The sequence below is a fragment of the Sphaerisporangium sp. NPDC049457 genome (assembly GCF_055586705.1).
In genome coordinates this window covers 140,058-157,718 of record NZ_JBVJHR010000014.1, presented here as the reverse complement: position 1 = coordinate 157,718, position 17,661 = coordinate 140,058, and the positions used below count along the sequence as shown (strand labels likewise).

At 73.3% G+C, this 17,661-nt stretch carries 13 protein-coding genes; 7 read left to right on the top strand and 6 right to left on the bottom strand.

Going from position 1 to position 17,661, the window contains the following annotated elements:
* Positions 1 to 33: 33 nt before the first annotated feature.
* Positions 34 to 1,008 carry a helix-turn-helix transcriptional regulator gene (locus ACZ6QO_RS22705; protein WP_465853575.1) on the bottom strand — a complete coding sequence of 325 codons (975 nt, stop codon included), beginning with the start codon at positions 1,006 to 1,008 and terminating at the stop codon, positions 34 to 36.
* 129 nt (positions 1,009 to 1,137) lie between these two features.
* Here ACZ6QO_RS22705 and ACZ6QO_RS22700 point away from each other — a divergent pair, with 129 nt between their 5' ends.
* The 6 genes from ACZ6QO_RS22700 to ACZ6QO_RS22675 all read left to right on the top strand — a co-directional run bounded on the left by ACZ6QO_RS22700 (position 1,138) and on the right by ACZ6QO_RS22675 (position 10,506).
* Positions 1,138 to 2,742, top strand: a complete 1,605-nt coding sequence (locus tag ACZ6QO_RS22700) for a peptide ABC transporter substrate-binding protein (protein WP_465853574.1) — start codon at positions 1,138 to 1,140, stop codon at positions 2,740 to 2,742.
* Positions 2,743 to 2,842: 100 nt separating this feature from the next.
* Positions 2,843 to 3,769 (top strand): ABC transporter permease, encoded by a 927-nt coding sequence (locus ACZ6QO_RS22695; RefSeq protein WP_465853573.1) that lies wholly within the window; start codon positions 2,843 to 2,845, stop codon positions 3,767 to 3,769.
* The gene (locus ACZ6QO_RS22690; protein WP_465853572.1) at positions 3,762 to 4,673 is read left to right on the top strand and encodes an ABC transporter permease; all 912 of its coding nucleotides are present in this window, start codon (positions 3,762 to 3,764) and stop codon (positions 4,671 to 4,673) included. The genes ACZ6QO_RS22695 and ACZ6QO_RS22690 overlap by 8 nt, the downstream gene beginning before the upstream one ends.
* Before the next feature lie 246 nt (positions 4,674 to 4,919).
* Entirely contained in the window at positions 4,920 to 8,726 is a 3,807-nt protein-coding gene (locus ACZ6QO_RS22685) for a S8 family peptidase (RefSeq protein WP_465853571.1), read from the top strand.
* A 117-nt stretch (positions 8,727 to 8,843) separates the two neighbouring features.
* Entirely contained in the window at positions 8,844 to 9,578 is a 735-nt protein-coding gene (locus tag ACZ6QO_RS22680) for an alanyl-tRNA editing protein (RefSeq protein ID WP_465853570.1), read from the top strand.
* 40 nt (positions 9,579 to 9,618) lie between these two features.
* Positions 9,619 to 10,506, top strand: a complete 888-nt coding sequence (locus tag ACZ6QO_RS22675) for an aminoglycoside phosphotransferase family protein (RefSeq protein ID WP_465853569.1) — start codon at positions 9,619 to 9,621, stop codon at positions 10,504 to 10,506.
* A gap of 141 nt (positions 10,507 to 10,647) precedes the next feature.
* Here ACZ6QO_RS22675 and ACZ6QO_RS22670 read toward each other — a convergent pair whose 3' ends face one another.
* Positions 10,648 to 12,090, bottom strand: coding sequence for an acyltransferase family protein (locus tag ACZ6QO_RS22670; protein ID WP_465853568.1), 1,443 nt, complete (start codon positions 12,088 to 12,090; stop codon positions 10,648 to 10,650).
* Between the two features lie 58 nt (positions 12,091 to 12,148).
* A complete protein-coding gene (locus ACZ6QO_RS22665; protein ID WP_465853567.1) occupies positions 12,149 to 12,643 on the bottom strand; it encodes a hypothetical protein in 495 nt (164 codons plus the stop codon).
* Positions 12,644 to 13,526: 883 nt separating this feature from the next.
* On the opposite strand from ACZ6QO_RS22665, the gene ACZ6QO_RS22660 reads away from it, so the two are divergent.
* Entirely contained in the window at positions 13,527 to 14,267 is a 741-nt protein-coding gene (locus tag ACZ6QO_RS22660; RefSeq protein ID WP_465853566.1) for a fasciclin domain-containing protein, read from the top strand.
* A 124-nt stretch (positions 14,268 to 14,391) separates the two neighbouring features.
* Here the strand turns inward: ACZ6QO_RS22660 and ACZ6QO_RS22655 are convergent, their stop codons facing one another.
* From ACZ6QO_RS22655 to ACZ6QO_RS22645, 3 genes are all read right to left on the bottom strand, one after another.
* Complete coding sequence (locus ACZ6QO_RS22655; protein ID WP_465853564.1) at positions 14,392 to 15,054, bottom strand: hypothetical protein; 663 nt, start codon at positions 15,052 to 15,054, stop codon at positions 14,392 to 14,394.
* Between the two features lie 12 nt (positions 15,055 to 15,066).
* Complete coding sequence (locus ACZ6QO_RS22650) at positions 15,067 to 16,782, bottom strand: hypothetical protein (RefSeq protein WP_465853562.1); 1,716 nt, start codon at positions 16,780 to 16,782, stop codon at positions 15,067 to 15,069.
* Between the two features lie 88 nt (positions 16,783 to 16,870).
* The gene (locus ACZ6QO_RS22645; protein ID WP_465853560.1) at positions 16,871 to 17,482 is read right to left on the bottom strand and encodes an SgcJ/EcaC family oxidoreductase; all 612 of its coding nucleotides are present in this window, start codon (positions 17,480 to 17,482) and stop codon (positions 16,871 to 16,873) included.
* Positions 17,483 to 17,661: the final 179 nt, after the last annotated feature.

Genomic DNA, 17,661 nt, shown 5'->3' with positions numbered 1-17,661 from the left:
CGGCGCCGCCCGCACGGGGGTGCGCGGGCGGTGTCAGGGCAGGTCGAGGCGGCACAGGCCCTCGGCCAGCACCTTGGTCGTCAGGCGGGTGCGGCTGTCGCAGCCGAGCTTGGCGAAGATGTGCTCCAGGTGCGTGGTCACCGTGCGCACGCTGAGCACCAGCGCGGCGGCGATCTGCGGGTTGGAGTCGCCGAGCGCCACCCTGGTCAGCACCTCCACCTCCCGCGCGGTCAGGTCGTAGGGCAGGACGCACGGCCGCTCGGCGATCACGGCGCCCTGGATCGCGCCGTGGAAGCCGACGCCCGCGCGGTGGACCCGCACCTCGCGCCACTGGCCGCAGGAGTCCAGCCACAGCCCGCGCCGCGACAGTTCGCGCGAGTCGATGAAGTCCCTGGCCAGCTCGGCCATCGCCGGCTCACGCCCGACCGCCTCCGACGCCGGCCATCCGGCGACCGCGCGCCGCCGCCCGCCGCGCTCGAACGCGACCGCGTGGAAGCCCGGGGGCAGGCCCATCGGGTCGATCACGCACCGGGTCAGGTCGGTGACGTGGGCGAGCGTGCCCGAGACGGCGCTGATCACCGTCGCGGTCTCGGGCGGCAGGGTGTCGCGGCTGCTGACGTGCAGCATGCCGGTGTAGCGGCCCTCGTCCACGAACAACGGCGAGGTCAGCCCGGACCGCCAGCCGTACGGCTCCAGATGCCTGCGGTAGTACAGCTCGGTGCCCGGGGAGCCCATCGTCAGCGGGACGCGCGCGCTCATGGCGCGGCGGTAGGGGTCGAGCCGGGCGTACTCCTCGGCGGCGTCCTCGTCCACCCGCGCGTACCCGGAGGAGACCAGGCTGCGGTGGCGCCCGGTCGCGGGGTCGAACGCGACGAACTCGTACGCCTCCACCGGAATGATCTTCCGCAGGGCCGTCATCGCGCCGTGTGCCCCCGACCCGCCCGCCACCTGGAATCCCACTTCGGTGAACGCGTGGAGGTGGCGTGCGCTCAGGGTGATCGAATCCATCAGTCCTCCGCGCTCAGCTTGCCCGACACAGATCTTTTCACGGAATACGTAAACCATCCGATGCAGACCACTGCCTTGCTATTTAGCCTCTCCGGCATCACGCCGGAGCGACGGAGAGGCAGAGGAACAGTGACGGTCCACAAGAAGGCGCGAGGTGCCGCCGTCCTCCTCGCGGCGGCGCTCAGTCTGAGCGCGTGCGGCGGCTCCAGCGGCGACAAGGGCGGTGACCAGGGCGGACAGGGTCCCAAGCAGTTCTCCGTCGCGCTCAACGAGCCTGACCATCTCACGCCGGGCAACACCTCCTCCAGCTACTCGATCACCGTCCTGCAGGCCCTGTTCGACACGCTGGTCGTGATCGACCCGCAGGGGCAGCCGCAGATGCGCGCCGCCGAGTCGGTGACGAGCGAGGACCAGAAGACCTGGACCATCAAGATCAAGCCCGGCCAGAAGTTCCACAACGGCGAGGCGGTCACGGCCGAGAGCTTCGCCGACGCCTGGAACGCCGCCGCCTACGCGCCCAACGCGTGGACCAACAACTACTACTTCGCCAACATCGAAGGCTACGACAAGCTCAACCCCGAGGCCGAGGGCGCCAAGCCCGAGACCGACAAGCTGAGCGGCCTGAAGGTCGTCGACCCCGCCACGCTGGAGGTCCACCTCACCGCGCCGTTCAGCCAGTTCCCGATCACGCTGGCCTACACCGGCTTCGCGCCGATGCCCAAGGCCGCCTTCACCGACCTGAAGGCCTACGACCAGAAGCCGATCGGCAACGGCCCCTTCGCCCTGGACGGCGACTGGGCGCACAACCAGCAGATCAAGCTGAAGAAGTTCGACGGCTACGCCGGCCCGCGCCCGGCCAAGTCCGACGCCGTCCTGTTCAAGATCTACGCCAGCCGCGACACCGCCTACACCGACCTGCGGGCCAACAAGGTCGACCTGCTGCAGACCATCCCGCCGGCGAGCGCGCCGGAGGCCAAGAAGCTGCTCGGCGACCGCTTCGTCCCGACGCCCAGCGGCACCATGGACTACCTGGGCTTCCCGACCTTCGACAAGCGGTTCCAGAGCGCCGACCTGCGCAAGGCCATCTCGATGGCGATCGACCGGCAGGGCATCGTGGACGCCGTCTACAACGGCGCGTTCAAGCCGATGGGCTCGCTGGTGGCGCCGCTCGTGCCCGGCTACCGCGAGAACGCCTGCGGCGAGGCGTGCACCTACGACGCCGCCAAGGCCAAGGCGCTGTTCGACAAGGCCGGCGGGTTCGCAGGGACGCTGAACCTCTACTTCTCCAACGCCGACCCGAGCTACGAGCAGTGGATGCAGGCCGTCGCCAACCAGCTCAAGCAGAACCTCGGCATCGCCGACATCCAGTTCAAGAAGATCCCGGCCGCCGACTACCTCTCGACGCTGCGCGAGAAGAAGGAGGACGGTCCCTACCGCAACAACTGGGTGATGGACTACCCCAGCCCGCAGAACTACCTTGAGTCGATGTGGGGCGCGGGCAACCGGATGGGCTGGGAGAACAAGCAGTTCAACGAGCTGATCGCCAAGGCCAACGCGGCGCCGAGCATGGAGGCGAGCATTCCGCTCTACCAGCAGGCCGAGGACGTCGCGCTCGCCGAGATGCCGATGATCCCGCTGTGGAACTGGCAGGACCAGGCCGGCTTCAGCAACAAGATCGGCGACGTGCGCATCGACGCCTACAGCCCCAACCTCGACACCATCACGGTCAAGTAAGGATGCACGCGATGGGGACTCCGCCCCCGGTCACGCCTCCCGGCCGGCCGGGGTCCCCGCCCGTCCGCACGCCGGCCCCTCGACGCACGGGGGGCCGCCGGTGAGGTACGCGGTCCAGCGCCTGCTGCAGGCCATCCCGGTCTTCGTGGCCACCACGTTCCTGATCTACGCGATGGTCTGGGCCCTGCCGGGTGACCCGATCGTCGCGCTCGCCGGGGACAAGCCGCTGCCGGAGAACGTCCTGCAGACGCTGCGCGAGCACTACCACCTCAACGACCCGCTGATCGTGCAGTACGGGTTGTACATGGCGGGGGTGTTCCTGCGCGGCGACCTCGGGGAGACCTTCACCGGGCAGCAGGTCGGCGAGCTGCTCACCGACCGCTGGGCGGTGACCGCGCAACTCGCCGTCACCGCCTGGGTCTTCGAGCTGGTCGTCGGCGTCGGCCTCGGCGTGCTGGCGGCGCTGCGGCGCGGCAGACTCGCCGACACGGCGGTGCTGGCCGGCACGACGTTCGTGATCGCGGTCCCCGTCTTCGTCGTCGGGTACACCGCCCAGATCGTGCTGGGCCTCGACCTCGGCCTGTTCCCGACGGCCGGCACCGACGAGGGCTGGCCGACCAGCTACCTGCTGCCCGGCATGGTGCTCGGCTCGTTCGGCCTGGCGTACGTCGCCCGGCTGACCCGCGCCAGCGTGGTGGAGAACCTGCGCGCCGACTACGTGCGCACCGCGACCGCCAAGGGGATGCGGCGCACGAGGGTCATCGGCAGGCACGCCCTGCGCAACTCGCTGATCCCGGTCGTCACCTACCTGGGGGTGGACATCGGCAACCTCATGGCCGGCGCGGTGGTCACCGAGGGCATCTTCAACCTGCCGGGCATCGGCCAGCAGGTCTTCCAGTCCATCCAGCTCCAGGAGGGACCGGTGGTCGTCGGCGTCACCACCCTGCTGGTAATGATCTTCATCGTGGCCAACCTGCTCGTCGACCTGTTGTACGGCGTGCTCGACCCGAGGATTCGCCGTGGTTGACCTCAAGGCCTCCGTGGAGTCCGCCGCCCCGGGACCCGAAGCCTCCGCGGGACGGGCCCGCGGCTCCCTCTGGCACGACGCCTGGCTGGAACTGCGCGGACGGGTCGTCTTCTGGCTCTCCATGGCCATCCTGCTGCTGGCCTGCGCCATGGCGGCCTTCCCCTCGCTGTTCGCCCGGTTCGGGCCGAACGAGGCCTGCAACCTGCGGATGTCCAAGAAGGGGCCCGGCGGGGGAGCGCTGTTCGGCTACGACCTCCAGGGCTGCGACTACTGGTCCCAGATCGTGCACGGCACCCGCGCCTCGGTGCTCATCGGCGTCGCGGTGACCGTCTTCGCCCTGCTGATCGCCGTCCTGCTCGGCCTGGTCGCCGGCTACTACGGCGGCGCGCTCGACGCGATCATCGCCCGGGTGACCGACGTGTTCTTCGGCATCCCCTTCGTCCTCGGGGCCACCGTCGTCCTGGTCGCCTTCCCCGGGCACGGCATCTGGGCCATGACCGCCGTGCTGGTGCTGCTGGGCTGGACCACCATGACCCGCCTGATGCGCGGCCAGGTCATCGCCGTGCGCGACTCCGACTACGTGCAGGCCGCCCGCGCCCTCGGCGCCGGCGACGTGCGCATCATGGTCAAGCACATCCTGCCCAACGCCGTCGCCCCGGTGTTCGTGGTCGCCATGCTCAACGTCGGCAACGTCATCTCCGGCGAGGCCACCCTGGACTACCTCGGCGTCGGCCTGCAGTACCCGGACGTCTCCTGGGGCCTGCAGCTGAACGTCGCCCAGTCGTTCTTCGCCGAGTACCCGCACCTGCTGCTCTTCCCCGCGCTCTTCCTCACCGCCACCGTCCTGAGCTTCCTCATGCTCGGCGACGTCGTCCGCGACGCCCTGGACCCCAAACTCCGCTGACGCACCCGGCGTCCGCGGCGCCCCCGTCGCCGGCCGCCCCCACCGCTGTGTGCCGCGGGCCCTTCTCAGCCGCCGGTGGCCGGCCGACGGCCCGCACTACCTGCATGGCGGCCGGGGCCGCGCCGGGGCGGCTGTCGCAGGTGCGACATGTCGCATTTGTGACAAGTCACTCCCGTTGCTGGTGTCACATGCACCTCGTCACCATTGCAGTTATTTCGGCGATTTGCCTAATTTTGGAGTGGCTTCGTGTACCGCCCCCCTTCCCTACGGCTCGGGTTCACCTCCCTGGCCGCGGGACTCACTCTCGTCATGGCGGCCTCGCCGCTCACCGGCGGGACCGCCTCAGCCGACGCCCCCGGTTCCCGGCTCGCCGCGGCCGCGGCCACCCGGGCCGCGACCGGCCCGTCCGCCGGCACGCGGACCGTCACGCTCGTCACCGGTGACAAGGTCACCTACCGGTCCGGCGGCGACACCCCGGAGATCGTCTCGGTCCAGGGACCGCACGGCGGCCGCGCCGCGGCCCGCGTCACCACCGTCGGCGACGAGGTGTACGTGGTGCCGGACACCGCCGCCCCGTACGTGACCGCCGGAACCCTCGACCGGTCGCTGTTCGACGTCACCAAGCTCGCCGCCTACGGCTACGACGACGCGAGCATCGACCACATCCCGATGATCGTCACCTACACCGACGCCGCCGCCCGCAAGCGGGCCGAGCCGGTGCCGGGCGGCGCGGCGAAGGTCCGTACGCTCAGCAGCGTCCAGGGCGCGGCGCTGACCGCCGGCCACGACCGGGCCGCGGACTTCTGGAACTCGCTCACCGGCACGGCCGGCGCGGGCGCCTCCTCCCGCCGCGCCGCGCCCGGCGCCGCGCTCGCCGGCGGCATCGCCAAGGTGTGGCTGGACGGCAAGGCAAAGGCGGACCTCGCCGACACCGTCGCGCAGGTGCACGCCCCCGAGGTGTGGGCCGAGGGGAACACCGGCACGGGCGTCAAGGTGGCCGTGCTGGACACCGGCGTCGACGCCGCGCACCCCGACCTTAAGGACAGGATCACCGGCACGGCGACCTTCGTCCCCGGCCAGGACGTGACCGACCGCCACGGCCACGGCACCCACGTCGCCTCCACGATCGCCGGCACCGGCGCCGCGTCCGAGGGCGTGGAGAAGGGCGTCGCCCCCGGCGCCGACCTGCTGATCGGCAAGGTGCTCGACAACACGGGCAGCGGCCAGGACTCCTGGATCATCGCGGGCATGGAGTGGGCCGCCCGCGACCAGCAGGCCAAGGTCGTCAGCATGAGCCTCGGCGGCGGTCCGTCCGACGGCACCGACCCGCTCAGCCAGGCCGTGAACCGGCTCAGCGAGGAGACCGGCGCGCTGTTCACCATCGCGGCCGGCAACGCCGGTCCCGAGGACGAGACCGTAAGCGCGCCCTCCACCGCCGACGCCGCGCTCTCGGTCGCCGCGGTGAGCGTCGGCGGCAAGGGCACCTCCCTCGCCGCCTTCTCCAGCAGGGGCCCGCGCGTCGGCGACTACGGCCTCAAGCCGGAGATCTCCGCGCCCGGCGTGGACGTGCTCGCGGCCCGCTCGCAGTACGCCCCCGAGGGCGAGGGCGCCTACCAGACGATGAGCGGCACCTCCATGGCCACCCCGCACGTCGCCGGGGTCGCCGCGCTGCTCTCCGCCGCGCACCCGGACTGGACCGGGCAGCGGCTGAAGGACGCGCTCATCAGCAGCAGCAAGGTCCTGTTCCAGTTCAGCCCCTACCAGGCCGGCGCCGGCCTGGTCGACGCGAACGCCGCCGTCGGCGGCACCGTCTTCGCCACCGGCACCGCCTACATCGGCACCCACTGGCCCTACACCTCCGGCCAGAAGGCGACCCGCAAGGTGACCTACACCAACACCGGCGACGCCCCCGTCACCCTGAACCTCAACGTCACCGGCGGCGCCCCCGAGGGCCTGTTCCAGCCTTCGGCCGGCACGGTCACCGTCCCCGCGCACGGCACGGCCGACGTCGAGGTGACGCTGGACGTCGACCAGGCCGAGCTGGACGGTCACCTGGCCGCCCGGCTCGACGCGGTGGACGAGGAGGGCGTGCTGCGCGCCCACACCGTGCTCGGCTACTACAAGGAGGGCGAGCGGGCCCAGCTCACCGTCCACGCCAAGGACCGGTCCGGCAAGCCGCTCGCCGGCGAGATGGTCGTGACGCGTCAGCTGCCGGACGGGCACCAGAGCCTCGACGCGTACACGATCGACGAGTCCGGCACCCGCACGCTGCGGCTGCCGACCGGCACGTACTCCATCTGGATGTGGGGCGAGGTGCAGGGCGCGAACGGCCCGCACTCGCTCGGCGTGGCGCTGCTCACCGAGCCCCGCATCGACCTGAAGGCCGACACCGCCGTCACCCTGGACGCCGGCGGCGCCCGGCGGCTCTCCTCCGTCCTGCCCAAGGGCATGGACCAGCCGCGGACCACGGTCGACACCCGCGTCGACTTCGTCCGCGGCTTCGGCGACAAGGAGGCCGTCGCCGACAGCCGCCTCCTCGGCGTCCAGCACGACAGCATGTGGGTGCTGCCGACCAGCGGGAAGGTGACCGGCCGGATGGGCCTCGCCGCGCGCTGGCGCGACGAGGAGCCCCGCCTGGCGGTCTCCTCGAAGGACGACGACTTCGCCGACCTGCTGATCCAGTCCCGGTACACCCCGCTGCCGGAGGGCCGCCACTCCTTCGACGCCGTCTTCGCCGGGCAGGGAAGCGCCGCCGAGCTGGCCGCGGCGAAGGTCAGGGGGAAGGTCGCGGTCGTGCGGTGGAGCGACGCCGCCGACCCGGTCGCGATGGCCGAGGCCGCCCACGCCGCAGGCGCCGGGCTGCTGCTCCTGGTGGGCAACGGCCGGGGCAGGCTCGATGCCTGGGACGCGGTGCAGACCCCCGCCCCGATGCCGGTGGCCTCGGTCACCATGGACGAGGGCGAGCGCCTGATCGCCCGCATCCTGAAGAAGGGCAAGGCCCCGCTGCGGGTGACCTCGCACCCCTCCGCCGGCTACCTCTACGACCTGGTGCACAAGTGGACCGGCGCGATCCCCGCCGACCCGGTCTACCGGCCCGGCAAGCGCGACCTCGCGCGCGTCGAGATGTCGTTCGCTTACCACAAGCAGGCCATCGCGCGCGACATGCGCACCGACGTGCTCCCCGACTGGCCCCACGGGTTCAGCGGCTACCTCACCGAGGGGCCGGCGCGCGGCACCCGCACCGACTGGGTGTCCGCCGAGGGCGGCGTGCGCTGGATGGAGTACGCGCTCGCCCTGGACGGCGGGCCGCAGGAGCAGTCCGACCTGCTCACCTACAAGGGGGACGCGACCGCCGACTCCCGGTGGTTCGGGCCGATCGTGCGCCCGAGGATGAACGACGGCACCGGCTGGTTCCCGCTGCGCGGCGGCGACGCCCTGATCTTCTTCATGCCCGCCTGGGGAAGCTCCGGCGGCGACCACCAGGGCGAGATGCTGTTCAACGAGCACGTCACCCAGACGGCCTCGCTGTACCAGGGGGACACCCTGGTGGACCGCGCCACCAACGAGCGCACCGACCGGTCGGTCTTCCTCGCCCCGATCGTCAGCCCCGACCGGCTGCCCTACCGCCTGGTCAACGAGGCCGCCCGGGACGCGTCGCTGTACCCGTACTCGACGCGCACCCTCACCGAGTGGAACTTCACCAGCGGATACGTCGAGACCGACCACACGCTGACGCTGCCGATCATCCAGGTGGACTACGACGTCGACGTGGACGCCGACGGCCGGGCCCGCCGCAAGGCCGACCTGACGGTCACCCCCCGTCAGCTGCCGTACGCGGTGGACGCCGGGCCGATCAGCGCCGTCACCGTCGAGGTCTCCTACGACGACGGCGCCACCTGGCGGAGCGCCCGCCTGGCCCGCTCCGGCGACGGCTGGACGACCAGGCTGGACGCCCCCCGCACCGCCCAGACGGTCACCCTGCGCGTCTTCGCCAAGGACACCGAGGGCAACAGCGTCAGCCAGACCATCACCCGGGCCTTCGGCCTGAGGTGACCCCCTAGCCCGAGGCCCGGCCACCGCCGGGCCTCGGAGCGCCCGCGCGGACCCACGGCGCGCACCGGACGGTCCGCGCGGGCGCCGGCCGGGGGAATGGGCCTAGGCTGTCCGGTCATGAGCGTTGATCTCCATGGGCGTACGCGGCGGCTCGAACTGTCCGACCAGAACCTCCGCTCCTTCGAGGCCGTCGTCCTCGCGTCGGCGCCCGACGGCATCGTGCTGGACAGGTCGGCCTTCTATCCCGGCGGCGGCGGCCAGCCGGCCGACCACGGGGTCCTCGTATGGCAGGGCGTGGAGACCCGCATCGTGGGCGCGCGCAAGGGCGACGACCTCTACCTGATCCCGGCGGAGGGCGACCCGATCCCGCCGGCGGGCGCCGCGGTGCGCGCCGCCGTCGCAGACGAGCGGCGCTCGGCGCTGATGCGCACCCACTCGGGGCTGCACGTGCTGTGCGGCGTGGTCTTCCGCGACTACGGGTCGCTGGTGACCGGCGGCAACATGGAGCCGTTCAGCGCGCGCATGGACTTCAACCTCCCTGAGGTGCCGCCCGGCTTCAAGGAGGCCGTCGAGGACGCCTGCAACGCCGAGATCGCCGCGGGCCGGCGCATCGACGTCCGGGTGCTGCCCCGCGCGGAGGCCTTCGCCATCCCCGACATCATCCGCACGGCGACCAACCTCGTCCCCGAGGACGTCCAGGAGGTCCGCGTCGTCGACATCGTGGGGCTGGACACCCAGGCCGACGGCGGCACGCACGTGGCCACCACCGGTCAGATCGGCCGCATCAAGGTCACGAAGATCGAGAGCAAGGGCAAGGGGTTCCGCCGCCTGCGCATCGCGATCTCCGACTAGCGTGGACCTCTTCCCGCGCTCGCTGCCCATCATGACGACGATGGGCAGGAGCGACGACGGGCGCTCGTGGCTCGCGGCGCTGCCGTCCCTGGTGGACGGGCTGCGCCAAGAGTGGTCGCTCCGGCTCGGCGCGCCGTTCCACGGCGGGAGCTGCTCGTGGGCGGCGCCCGCCCGCCTGCCGGACGGCGGCCCCGCGGTCCTCAAGATCAGCTGGCCGCACCGGGAGGCCGCGGGCGAGGCGGAGGCCCTGCGGTGGTGGGACGGGCGCGGCGCCGTGCGGGTGCTCCGCCACGACGGCCCGAGGTACGCGCTGCTGCTGGAGCTCTGCGAGCCGGGCGGCCCGCTCCGCGACGCCGGCCACCTCGCCGCCGAGGAACGTCTGCTGCTGGGCGCCGGAGTGCTGAACGAGCTGTGGTCGGCGCCGCCGCCCGCCGAGACGGCCCTGGAGCGGCTGGGCGACGTCACCACCGAATGGGCCGACCTGGTCGAGGAGCGGATGGACCGGCTTCGCCCCGGTTTCGACCCTGGCCTGGTGGCGCACGGCGCCCGGCTGCTGCGCGAACTGCCCGGCACCGCCGCGCGCACGGTCGTCGTGCACGGCGACTTCAATCCCGGCAACGTGCTGGCCGCCCGCCGCCGTCCCTGGCTCGCCATCGACGCCAAGCCGATGATCGGCGACCCGGGCTACGACCTCTGGCCGCTGGTGGAGCAGATCGACGACCCCTTCGCGCACCCCGACCCGCGCCGGGTGCTCGCCGCCCGGTGCGCGCTGCTGGCCGGCGCCGCCGGAGAGGACCTCGGGCGATCCCTGGCGTGGGCGGTGGCCCGCCGCGTCGAGATGGCCCTGTGGATGGCCGAGCACGAGGACCCCGGCGCGGCGATCCCGCTGGACAAGGCCCGCGTACTGGCCGGCCTGGCCGGCCTGTGACCTCCAGCCCTCCGCCGGCCCTGACGGCCTGGGACTTCCAGCCCTCCGCGGCCCCCTGACTGGCTTTGCCCCCCAGCGCTCCGCAGCCCCTGACGGCTCCTGACGGCCTGTGACCCTGGCCGTTCGTGGCGGCCGGCGGTCTCACCCGGGTAGCGGGCGGCCCCGGCGGCGGACGGCGGCGAGCAGCGCGGCGCCGCTCAGGTAGGTGAGCAGCACGCCCCATGGCAGGCCGGTGGGCCCGTGGTCCGACGGCCCCGCCAGGGCGACGCCCAGCAGACCCGCCACCACGGCGGCGGCGCCCATCGTGGTCAGCACGGCGGCCCCCGCTCCGTCGACCGGCTTCACTCCCGCGCGCCCGCTCGCGTCGGCCGCCTTCGCTCCAGCGGGCCGGCTCGCCTCGACCGGCTCCGCTGCGGCCGCCCGCGCCTTGCCGACCGGCTCCGTTCTGGCGGGCCGGCTCGCGCGGCGTTCGAAGCGCCCGAAGACGGCCACCAGGACGGCGAGGAGCACCGTCAGGCACGCGAGCCAGGGCAGTCGCAGGAGCAGCCAGTAGGGCGACCCCGGCGCGGCGTCCGGCAGCAGCCCCGTCCCGTACAGCAGCACGACCGCCGCCACCACCGCGGTCATGTGCCACAGGAACAGCGTCATGATCACCGAGTTGACGGCGACGACGGCCGTCCACGGGCCGGGCCGGCGTAGCCACCGGTTGCCCAGGTCGCGCAGCGACAGCGCGACCCCCGTCTGCGCGACCGCGAGGGCGAGCAGGGCGAGCGTCGGCGGGGCGGTGTTCTGCGTGCGCTCCCCGGTGACCCCCACCATGCTGAGCGGGTAAGGGCCGGTCACGGTGAGCAGCACCAGGGCGATCAGCCCGGCGGCGGCCAGCGGCAGCGCGACGCGCCGGCGCGACGGCAGCCGCCCGTCCTGCACGGCGAACCCGAGCTGGTGCACCGCCAGCCACGCCAGCAGGTAGTTCGCCTGGCCGACGTACGGCACGCCGAAGCCCAGCCGCGCCACGTCGTCCGCGCCGACCGCGACGGCCAGCGCGACCGGCACCGCCAGCCCCGCCCGCCGGTGCAGCGCGTACATGAACGGGGTCAGGAACACCACGGCGATATAGGCCACCAGGAACCACAGCGGGATCGACGCCAGCCACACCGCGGTGCCCACCATCGCCGGCGGGGCGCCGAGGGACCGGGCCACGAAGGCGCCGGCGGCAAGCCCGCACAGCAGCACCGTCGTCGGCTGGACGAGCCGGGCGGCGCGGACCAGCGTCCAGCCGGTGCCGTTGCCGCCGCGCGCCAGGTGCGAGGTCAGCGACGCGGCGTTCGCGAACCCGCCGACCAGGAAGAACAGCGGCATGACCTGGAAGATCCAGGTCAGCGGGTGCGTCCACGGCACCAGCTCCAGGATGCTGCGGCCCGTCGGACCCGAGCCGCCGCGGGTCACGTACACGGCGAGCCAGTGCCCGAGCACCACGGCGCCGATCGCCACGGCCCGGATCAGGTCGACATGGCGATCACGCCCCGCCGGCGTCAGCGCGGCCGCCCGCCGTATCTCGCGCACCACCCGCCGGACCACCCCCACCGGCTTTCCCTACCCAGCCGGCGCCGGTGTCCGCACCCGCCCCGCTCATCGCCGGACTTCAAACGTAGGCCAGCTCCAGGGAGTCATGGTTCGGGCCCCAGGACAGGTCGAGGACCCAGCAGCCCGGTGAGGGGACGTCGACGATCGACGGGTAGATCTCGCCCGGCCCGGAGTCGCTGGGCCGGCTCACCCGGACGACCGGTTCCGCGGCGCCCTTCGGATGGGCGGCGATCTCCAGCGGATGGCCGTCGCGGGGCTGCCGGACGTACCAGAGGATCTTGTTCGCCGGATCGGTGGGCTCCCCGGCCCGCAACGGATGGGCGAAGAGGTAGCCGAGCACGTCGCCCCGCGCGCCGATCCTGTACGGCGTCCCGCCCGGGGCGTTGACGCTCGCCCACGCGGGGATCGCCGCGGATGCTCCGGCCGGGTCGGCCGTCGGGTCCTGGCACGTCGCCGGCTCGGGCGCGGCCTGGGGGACCGCACGGCCGCCGGAGCAGCCCGCCGCCGTCAGCGCCATGACCCAGACCATGATGAACACCGAACTTCTCGTCATGCCCATGACTACCGGCGGGCGGCGGCCGAGGTTCCGCCGGGAACGGGGGCGGAAGCGGAGGATCCGCGTCGGCGTCGGCCCTCCGGGGTCCGGTGAAACCGTGGGCGCGGCCCCTGACGGCCGCCGCCGGTCAGGGACACGGCCGGTCGAACGTGCGGCCTGGTCGCGGGACCGGCCCGGTCAACCGCCGGAAGGTCATCACCCGCCGCTCGCCCATCCACCGTGGGAGCGCTGGGGCGGCGGAGCGCGCCGTGGCCGCTGTGGCCGGTGATGCGGGCCGTGGCACGGCCGGGCATGGCCGAGCTTTTGTCGGTTCAAGGTCGCCGGCTTGGGTGGAGGCGAGGGCGCTCGGTGATAATGAGAGGGACGCTGTGCGCGGGCCTGCCGTAACGATCGCGCGCATGGCGAGGTTGATTGAGCGAGGGCATGCCAGAACGGCCCTCTCATAGGGGCTGTCGCCGCGGGACTCCGCGAGGGACGAGGCGCCCGCTGACGCGCGAGCCGTGACGGACGCGGCCGGCGGACACGCGGGCCGTCGAGGGACGTGGCCCGTGAAGGTGCGGGCCGGGAGCGGCGCCGTCGCCGCGTCGCCGGTGTGAAGGGCCGGCGACCCCCTGCTCGTGGCGGGCCGGCCGTGGTCGCCGGCTCATGCACAGGCTCATGACACCGAGGCCGCCCGACCCCGCGTCAGCCAGTTCGCCGGGTCGGCGAGATCGCCGGATCAGCGCGAGATCGCCGGGCAGCCGTGATCGCCGACACCGTTCCGCCGATCTCCCATGCCGCCGTCAAGGCGCGAAGCCGCGGCCACTTCCCGTGACCGCCCTTCGCAGGTGGCCACTTCCCGGTGACCGCCCTTCAAGAGAGCGCAAAAGGGGACAGACCCATGAACACTCGTCTACTCGTCCTTCCGCTAGCAACGGCACTGTCGTTCACGGCCGCCTACGTCGCCGGAGCCGGCGCCACCACGAGCGGACGCGACGCGGGAGCCGGCATGCTGACGCCGGGAGCGGTGCGGACGCCGGTGCCTTCGCCGGTCTCTCCCACCGCGACCCCGCCGGTGTCGCCGACGGGATCGCCGGAGTCGCCGGTGCCCTCGGAGTCGCCGTCGGGATCGCCGACCGAGATGTCCCCGTCGCCCACCGCGCCGGCCGCGTCCCCCTCAGGGCCGGGGTGCGCCGCGCTGCCCACCTCCGGTCCCGGCAGCCCCGCGGAGCTCGCCAACGAGCCGCTGGGGACGGCCCTGTCGCACATTCCCGACCTGTCCACGCTGGCCGACGCCGCCAAGAAGGCCGGCCTGGTCGAGACGCTTAACTCCGCCAAGGACATCACGGTCTTCGCGCCCACGAACTCCGCGTTCAACAAGGTGCCGCAGGAGCAGCTGAGCAGGATACTCAACGACAAGCAGAAGATGACCCGGCTGCTCACCTACCACGTCGTGCAGGGGCGCAAGACCCCCGACGATCTGAAGAAGGGCCAGATCACGACCCTGGAGGGCGGCAAGATCACCGTCCGCGAGGCCGATGACGCCATCAAGGTCAACGACGCCAAGGTCACCTGCGGCCCGCTGCAGACCAGCAACGCCACGGTTTACGTCATCGACTCGGTGCTGAAGCCCGGGGGATGACGGACGGCCCGGCGCCCGGCGGGCGTGGGGCGCGAGCCCGGGAGGTGACGGGCTCGCGCCCGTGGCGCGCGGCCGGGCCGCCGCGCCGGGGCCGGGCGGGCCGCCGTCGCGGACGGAGCGCCGGTCAGGCCTGGGACCGGCAGCCGGGCAGGCTCCGGTCGGACGGGGCGCAGAGGGTGATGCCGAACGGCACGCGGAAGCTGCCCTCGACGCCTCCGCTGTCGTAGGTGATGACGAAGCCGGAGCCGGACGCGCTCGCGGCGGCGGGACGCGAGGTCTGCAGGACGACCTCGCTGAACTCGACCCGCGAGGAGTCCTCCGGCTGGCACACCTGGGTGACCGTGCGCAGGGCGGTGGAGACGCCGCGCCGCCGCAGGCTGTTCGGCTCGCCCCAGCCCACACCGTCCTCGCCGAACCCGCGGTAGAAGGGCCTGAGCGCGAACGCCTGGACGGCCAGGCCGCCGGTGGAGTCCTCGAACCGGACCCCGGTGACCTCGACCGCTCCGGCGCGGTCGAGGCAGACGGCGAAGCCGCCGAACAGGTACGGCATGCCCTGGACCGTGAGCCGGAGCGTCAGGGACTGCCGGCCGCCGTCGCCCGCCGGCTCGATCAGCCTGGCGACCTCGGGGCGCGGGCCGCCTGCGGCGCCGGGCGCCGCGCAGGCGGCGGCCGGTGACAGCAGGGCCAGGCACTGGCACACCCCGGCGAACGCCCTGGGGAACGCCTTCGGGAACGCCCAGGGAAACGTCTCGGGGAACGCCTTGGGGAGGAATGCCTTGGGAAACATCTGCGGGATGACTCAGCCCTTGTGCGCCTCGACGATGGAGGAAAGCCGTACTCCGACCCCTTTGTCGCCGCAAAGGCGGGTGAGTCGCGTCGGCCGGAACGACAGCTTGGAGCGGATATCGTAGCCGCTCTGCGCCGACGCGGTGAAACCCGCCACGCTGACGCCGCCGCCTATCACCACGTTCCTCGCCTGATCCTTGTCCCAGACGGAAGAATTGCCATAAAGCGTGATGCATTGCGCTTTCAGCGACGGGTGGTAGGCGCGGGCGAACCGCTTTATGGGGTCGCCGAGGCTGAGCGGGACCAGATTCCGCCGGCCGTCGCAGCCGTTGGCCACGACCCCGTAGTTGACGGTGCCGATGGCCCACGCGTCGGCGACCCGCGACACGGTGTGACTGTTGCCGACGCGCACCGACAGCGTGAGCGAGCCGCTGGAGGACCACCGGCCGGCGCCGCCGGCCGAGCCGACGCTGAGCGTGTGGTCGGCGCCGTCCGCCTGGGTCACCGTCGCGAGCGCGCCGGACCAGGCGTAGACGCCCATGTAGGTCTCCTCGCGCCCGTTGTAGCGCTTCACGACCCGGGAGACGCACGGCCCCGGCGACCTGCGCGCCGCCGCCAGGCGTCCTGCGGAGATCTGCCCGGCGGTGACCCCGCCGTCCCGCAGGGCCGCGGCGAGGGCGGGGAAGGCGGCCGTGCGGGGCATGACGAGCGCCCGCCTGATCTCCCCGGCCGACGCGGGGCCGAGCGGCCGGGACGGGGCGGGAGGCGGGGCGGCGGGCGGGACGGGAGGCGGAGCGGCCGCGGAGGCCGGTTCGCCGCCGTCGCGTACGGGGGCCACGCTCTCTCCGGCGGGGGCGGTCATCCAGGCGGCCGGGTCGTCGTTGGCGTCCGCGGCGGTCGGACGGGCGCCGAGGTCCACGACGAGCTGCCGGGGGACCGACACCCCGGCGGCCTCGCTGGCGGCGGTCGACCAGACGGGCACCACCGGACGGCCCTCCGCCGTGCCGACGACCACCACCAGCCGTTCCGACCCGCCCGCGCCGGGGACGACGTAGACCGGGTCGCCGGGATCGCAGCCCCGCCCCGCCACGGCCCCGCAGCGCCCCGCCGCGCCGCCGATCGGCACGGCGTGCGAGGAGCGGACCGCCGTGGTCATCCAGCGCACCTCGCGGGCGCCGTCGGAGACCGCCACCTCCAGATGGACGCGCCCCCGGTCGTCGACGTACGGCGCGGGCAGCGCGGCGGGGTCGATGTTGACCGAGAAGCGCCCGCGGCGGTCGGTGCTCGCCGCGCCGGCGACCAGCGTCCCGAGGCCGCCGCCCTCGGGAACGTCGAGCGCCTCGCCCGCCGGGTAGGCGACGGCCAGGACGTCGGCCCCCGGCAGGGCGGCGCCGTCTTGGGTGACCACGCCGCTCACCGCCGACAGGGCGGTCATCTCCGAGACGGGGAAGGCGACGTCGTCCCTCCCCGCCGGTACACCGGCCGCCAAGGCCGCCCCCGCCCGTACGCCGAGCGCCAAGGACGCTCCGGCCCGTACGCCGGCCGCGTGGTCCGCGGCCCCCTGGCCGCCGGCCGCCGAGGTCCCGGCCATGGGGGCGCCGGCCGCCGGGACGCCCGTCGGCACGCCGGCGGCCGGGACGAGGGCGGGGACGAGGGCGGGGACGACGGCGGCCGTCATGGCGGCCGCGGCCCTGAGCGGCGCCCATCTGCGCGACGGGTACGGCCTCACGCGCCCACTCCCGCCCTTCCGCTCCTCCCGCCGTGCCGGCCGTGTTCCGTCCGCGGGCGCCGCCGGGCCCGTCCTCCCACGGCCGCGGTCAGCGGCCGTGGGCCGGCTGGGCCGGTCGCGGGCGCACGAGGGTGTTCTGGAAGGTGGTGATCAGCCAGTCGCGGGCGTGCTTGACCACGACGCTGGTGTTGACCGAGAGGGTGTCGGGGCGGCAGGCCGTCTCGGCGCCGTACAGGACGCAGCCCTTGCGCACGATGACGGCGGTGGTCGGCGACACGAAGCGCACGTGCTCCTCCAGCTGGAGCAGGCGGGTCTTCTTCAGGCCCGTGTCGAAGTGCCGCTGGATGGCGGCCGCGATGCCCTGGCGGCCGTGCATGTGCTCGCCGAGGATGTTGACCAGGTCGCCGTCGGGGGCGTAGACCGCGGCGTACGCCTTGCCGTCCCCGCGCACCCAGGCGCGCTCCAGCTCGCGGCGGATCCGCGTGAAGTCGGCCAGGTCCGCGGCGTGGGCCTGCGGGGGCGCGGAGGCCGGCGTCATGGCCGAGGCCGGCGTGGCGCCCGATATCGGAATGGTCACCGCAATGGCGGCCGGGGCGGGTGAGGCGGTGCCGGTGGGTGAGGCGGCGCCGATGGAGGCGATGCCGAGTCCGGCCGCAAGAGCGAGGCGGATGGTGTCCCGCCCGTGTCGACGAATGCCCATCGTGTGCTCCCGTCCGATGTCGATCTGCAGCAAACGTATCCGCGCGTCATCCGATCAACGGTGAGGACTGTGACGTGTCTCGATAAGCGCCCTGAATGTGCGCGTGCGGGCGGACACGGCGGTGAAACTACCGGAGGGTCTCACGCCACCCGATCCGCCGGGGGAAAACCGGCGGCAGG

Coding starts and splice junctions, on each gene's coding strand:
- ACZ6QO_RS22705 (WP_465853575.1), bottom strand. CDS start 1,008: ATGGATTCGATCACCCTGAGCGCACGCCACCTCCACGCGTTCACCGAA.
- ACZ6QO_RS22680 (WP_465853570.1), top strand. CDS start 8,844: ATGAGCGTTGATCTCCATGGGCGTACGCGGCGGCTCGAACTGTCCGAC.
- ACZ6QO_RS22675 (WP_465853569.1), top strand. CDS start 9,619: ATGGGCAGGAGCGACGACGGGCGCTCGTGGCTCGCGGCGCTGCCGTCC.
- ACZ6QO_RS22665 (WP_465853567.1), bottom strand. CDS start 12,643: ATGACGAGAAGTTCGGTGTTCATCATGGTCTGGGTCATGGCGCTGACG.
- ACZ6QO_RS22660 (WP_465853566.1), top strand. CDS start 13,527: ATGAACACTCGTCTACTCGTCCTTCCGCTAGCAACGGCACTGTCGTTC.
- ACZ6QO_RS22655 (WP_465853564.1), bottom strand. CDS start 15,054: ATGTTTCCCAAGGCATTCCTCCCCAAGGCGTTCCCCGAGACGTTTCCC.
- ACZ6QO_RS22645 (WP_465853560.1), bottom strand. CDS start 17,482: ATGGGCATTCGTCGACACGGGCGGGACACCATCCGCCTCGCTCTTGCG.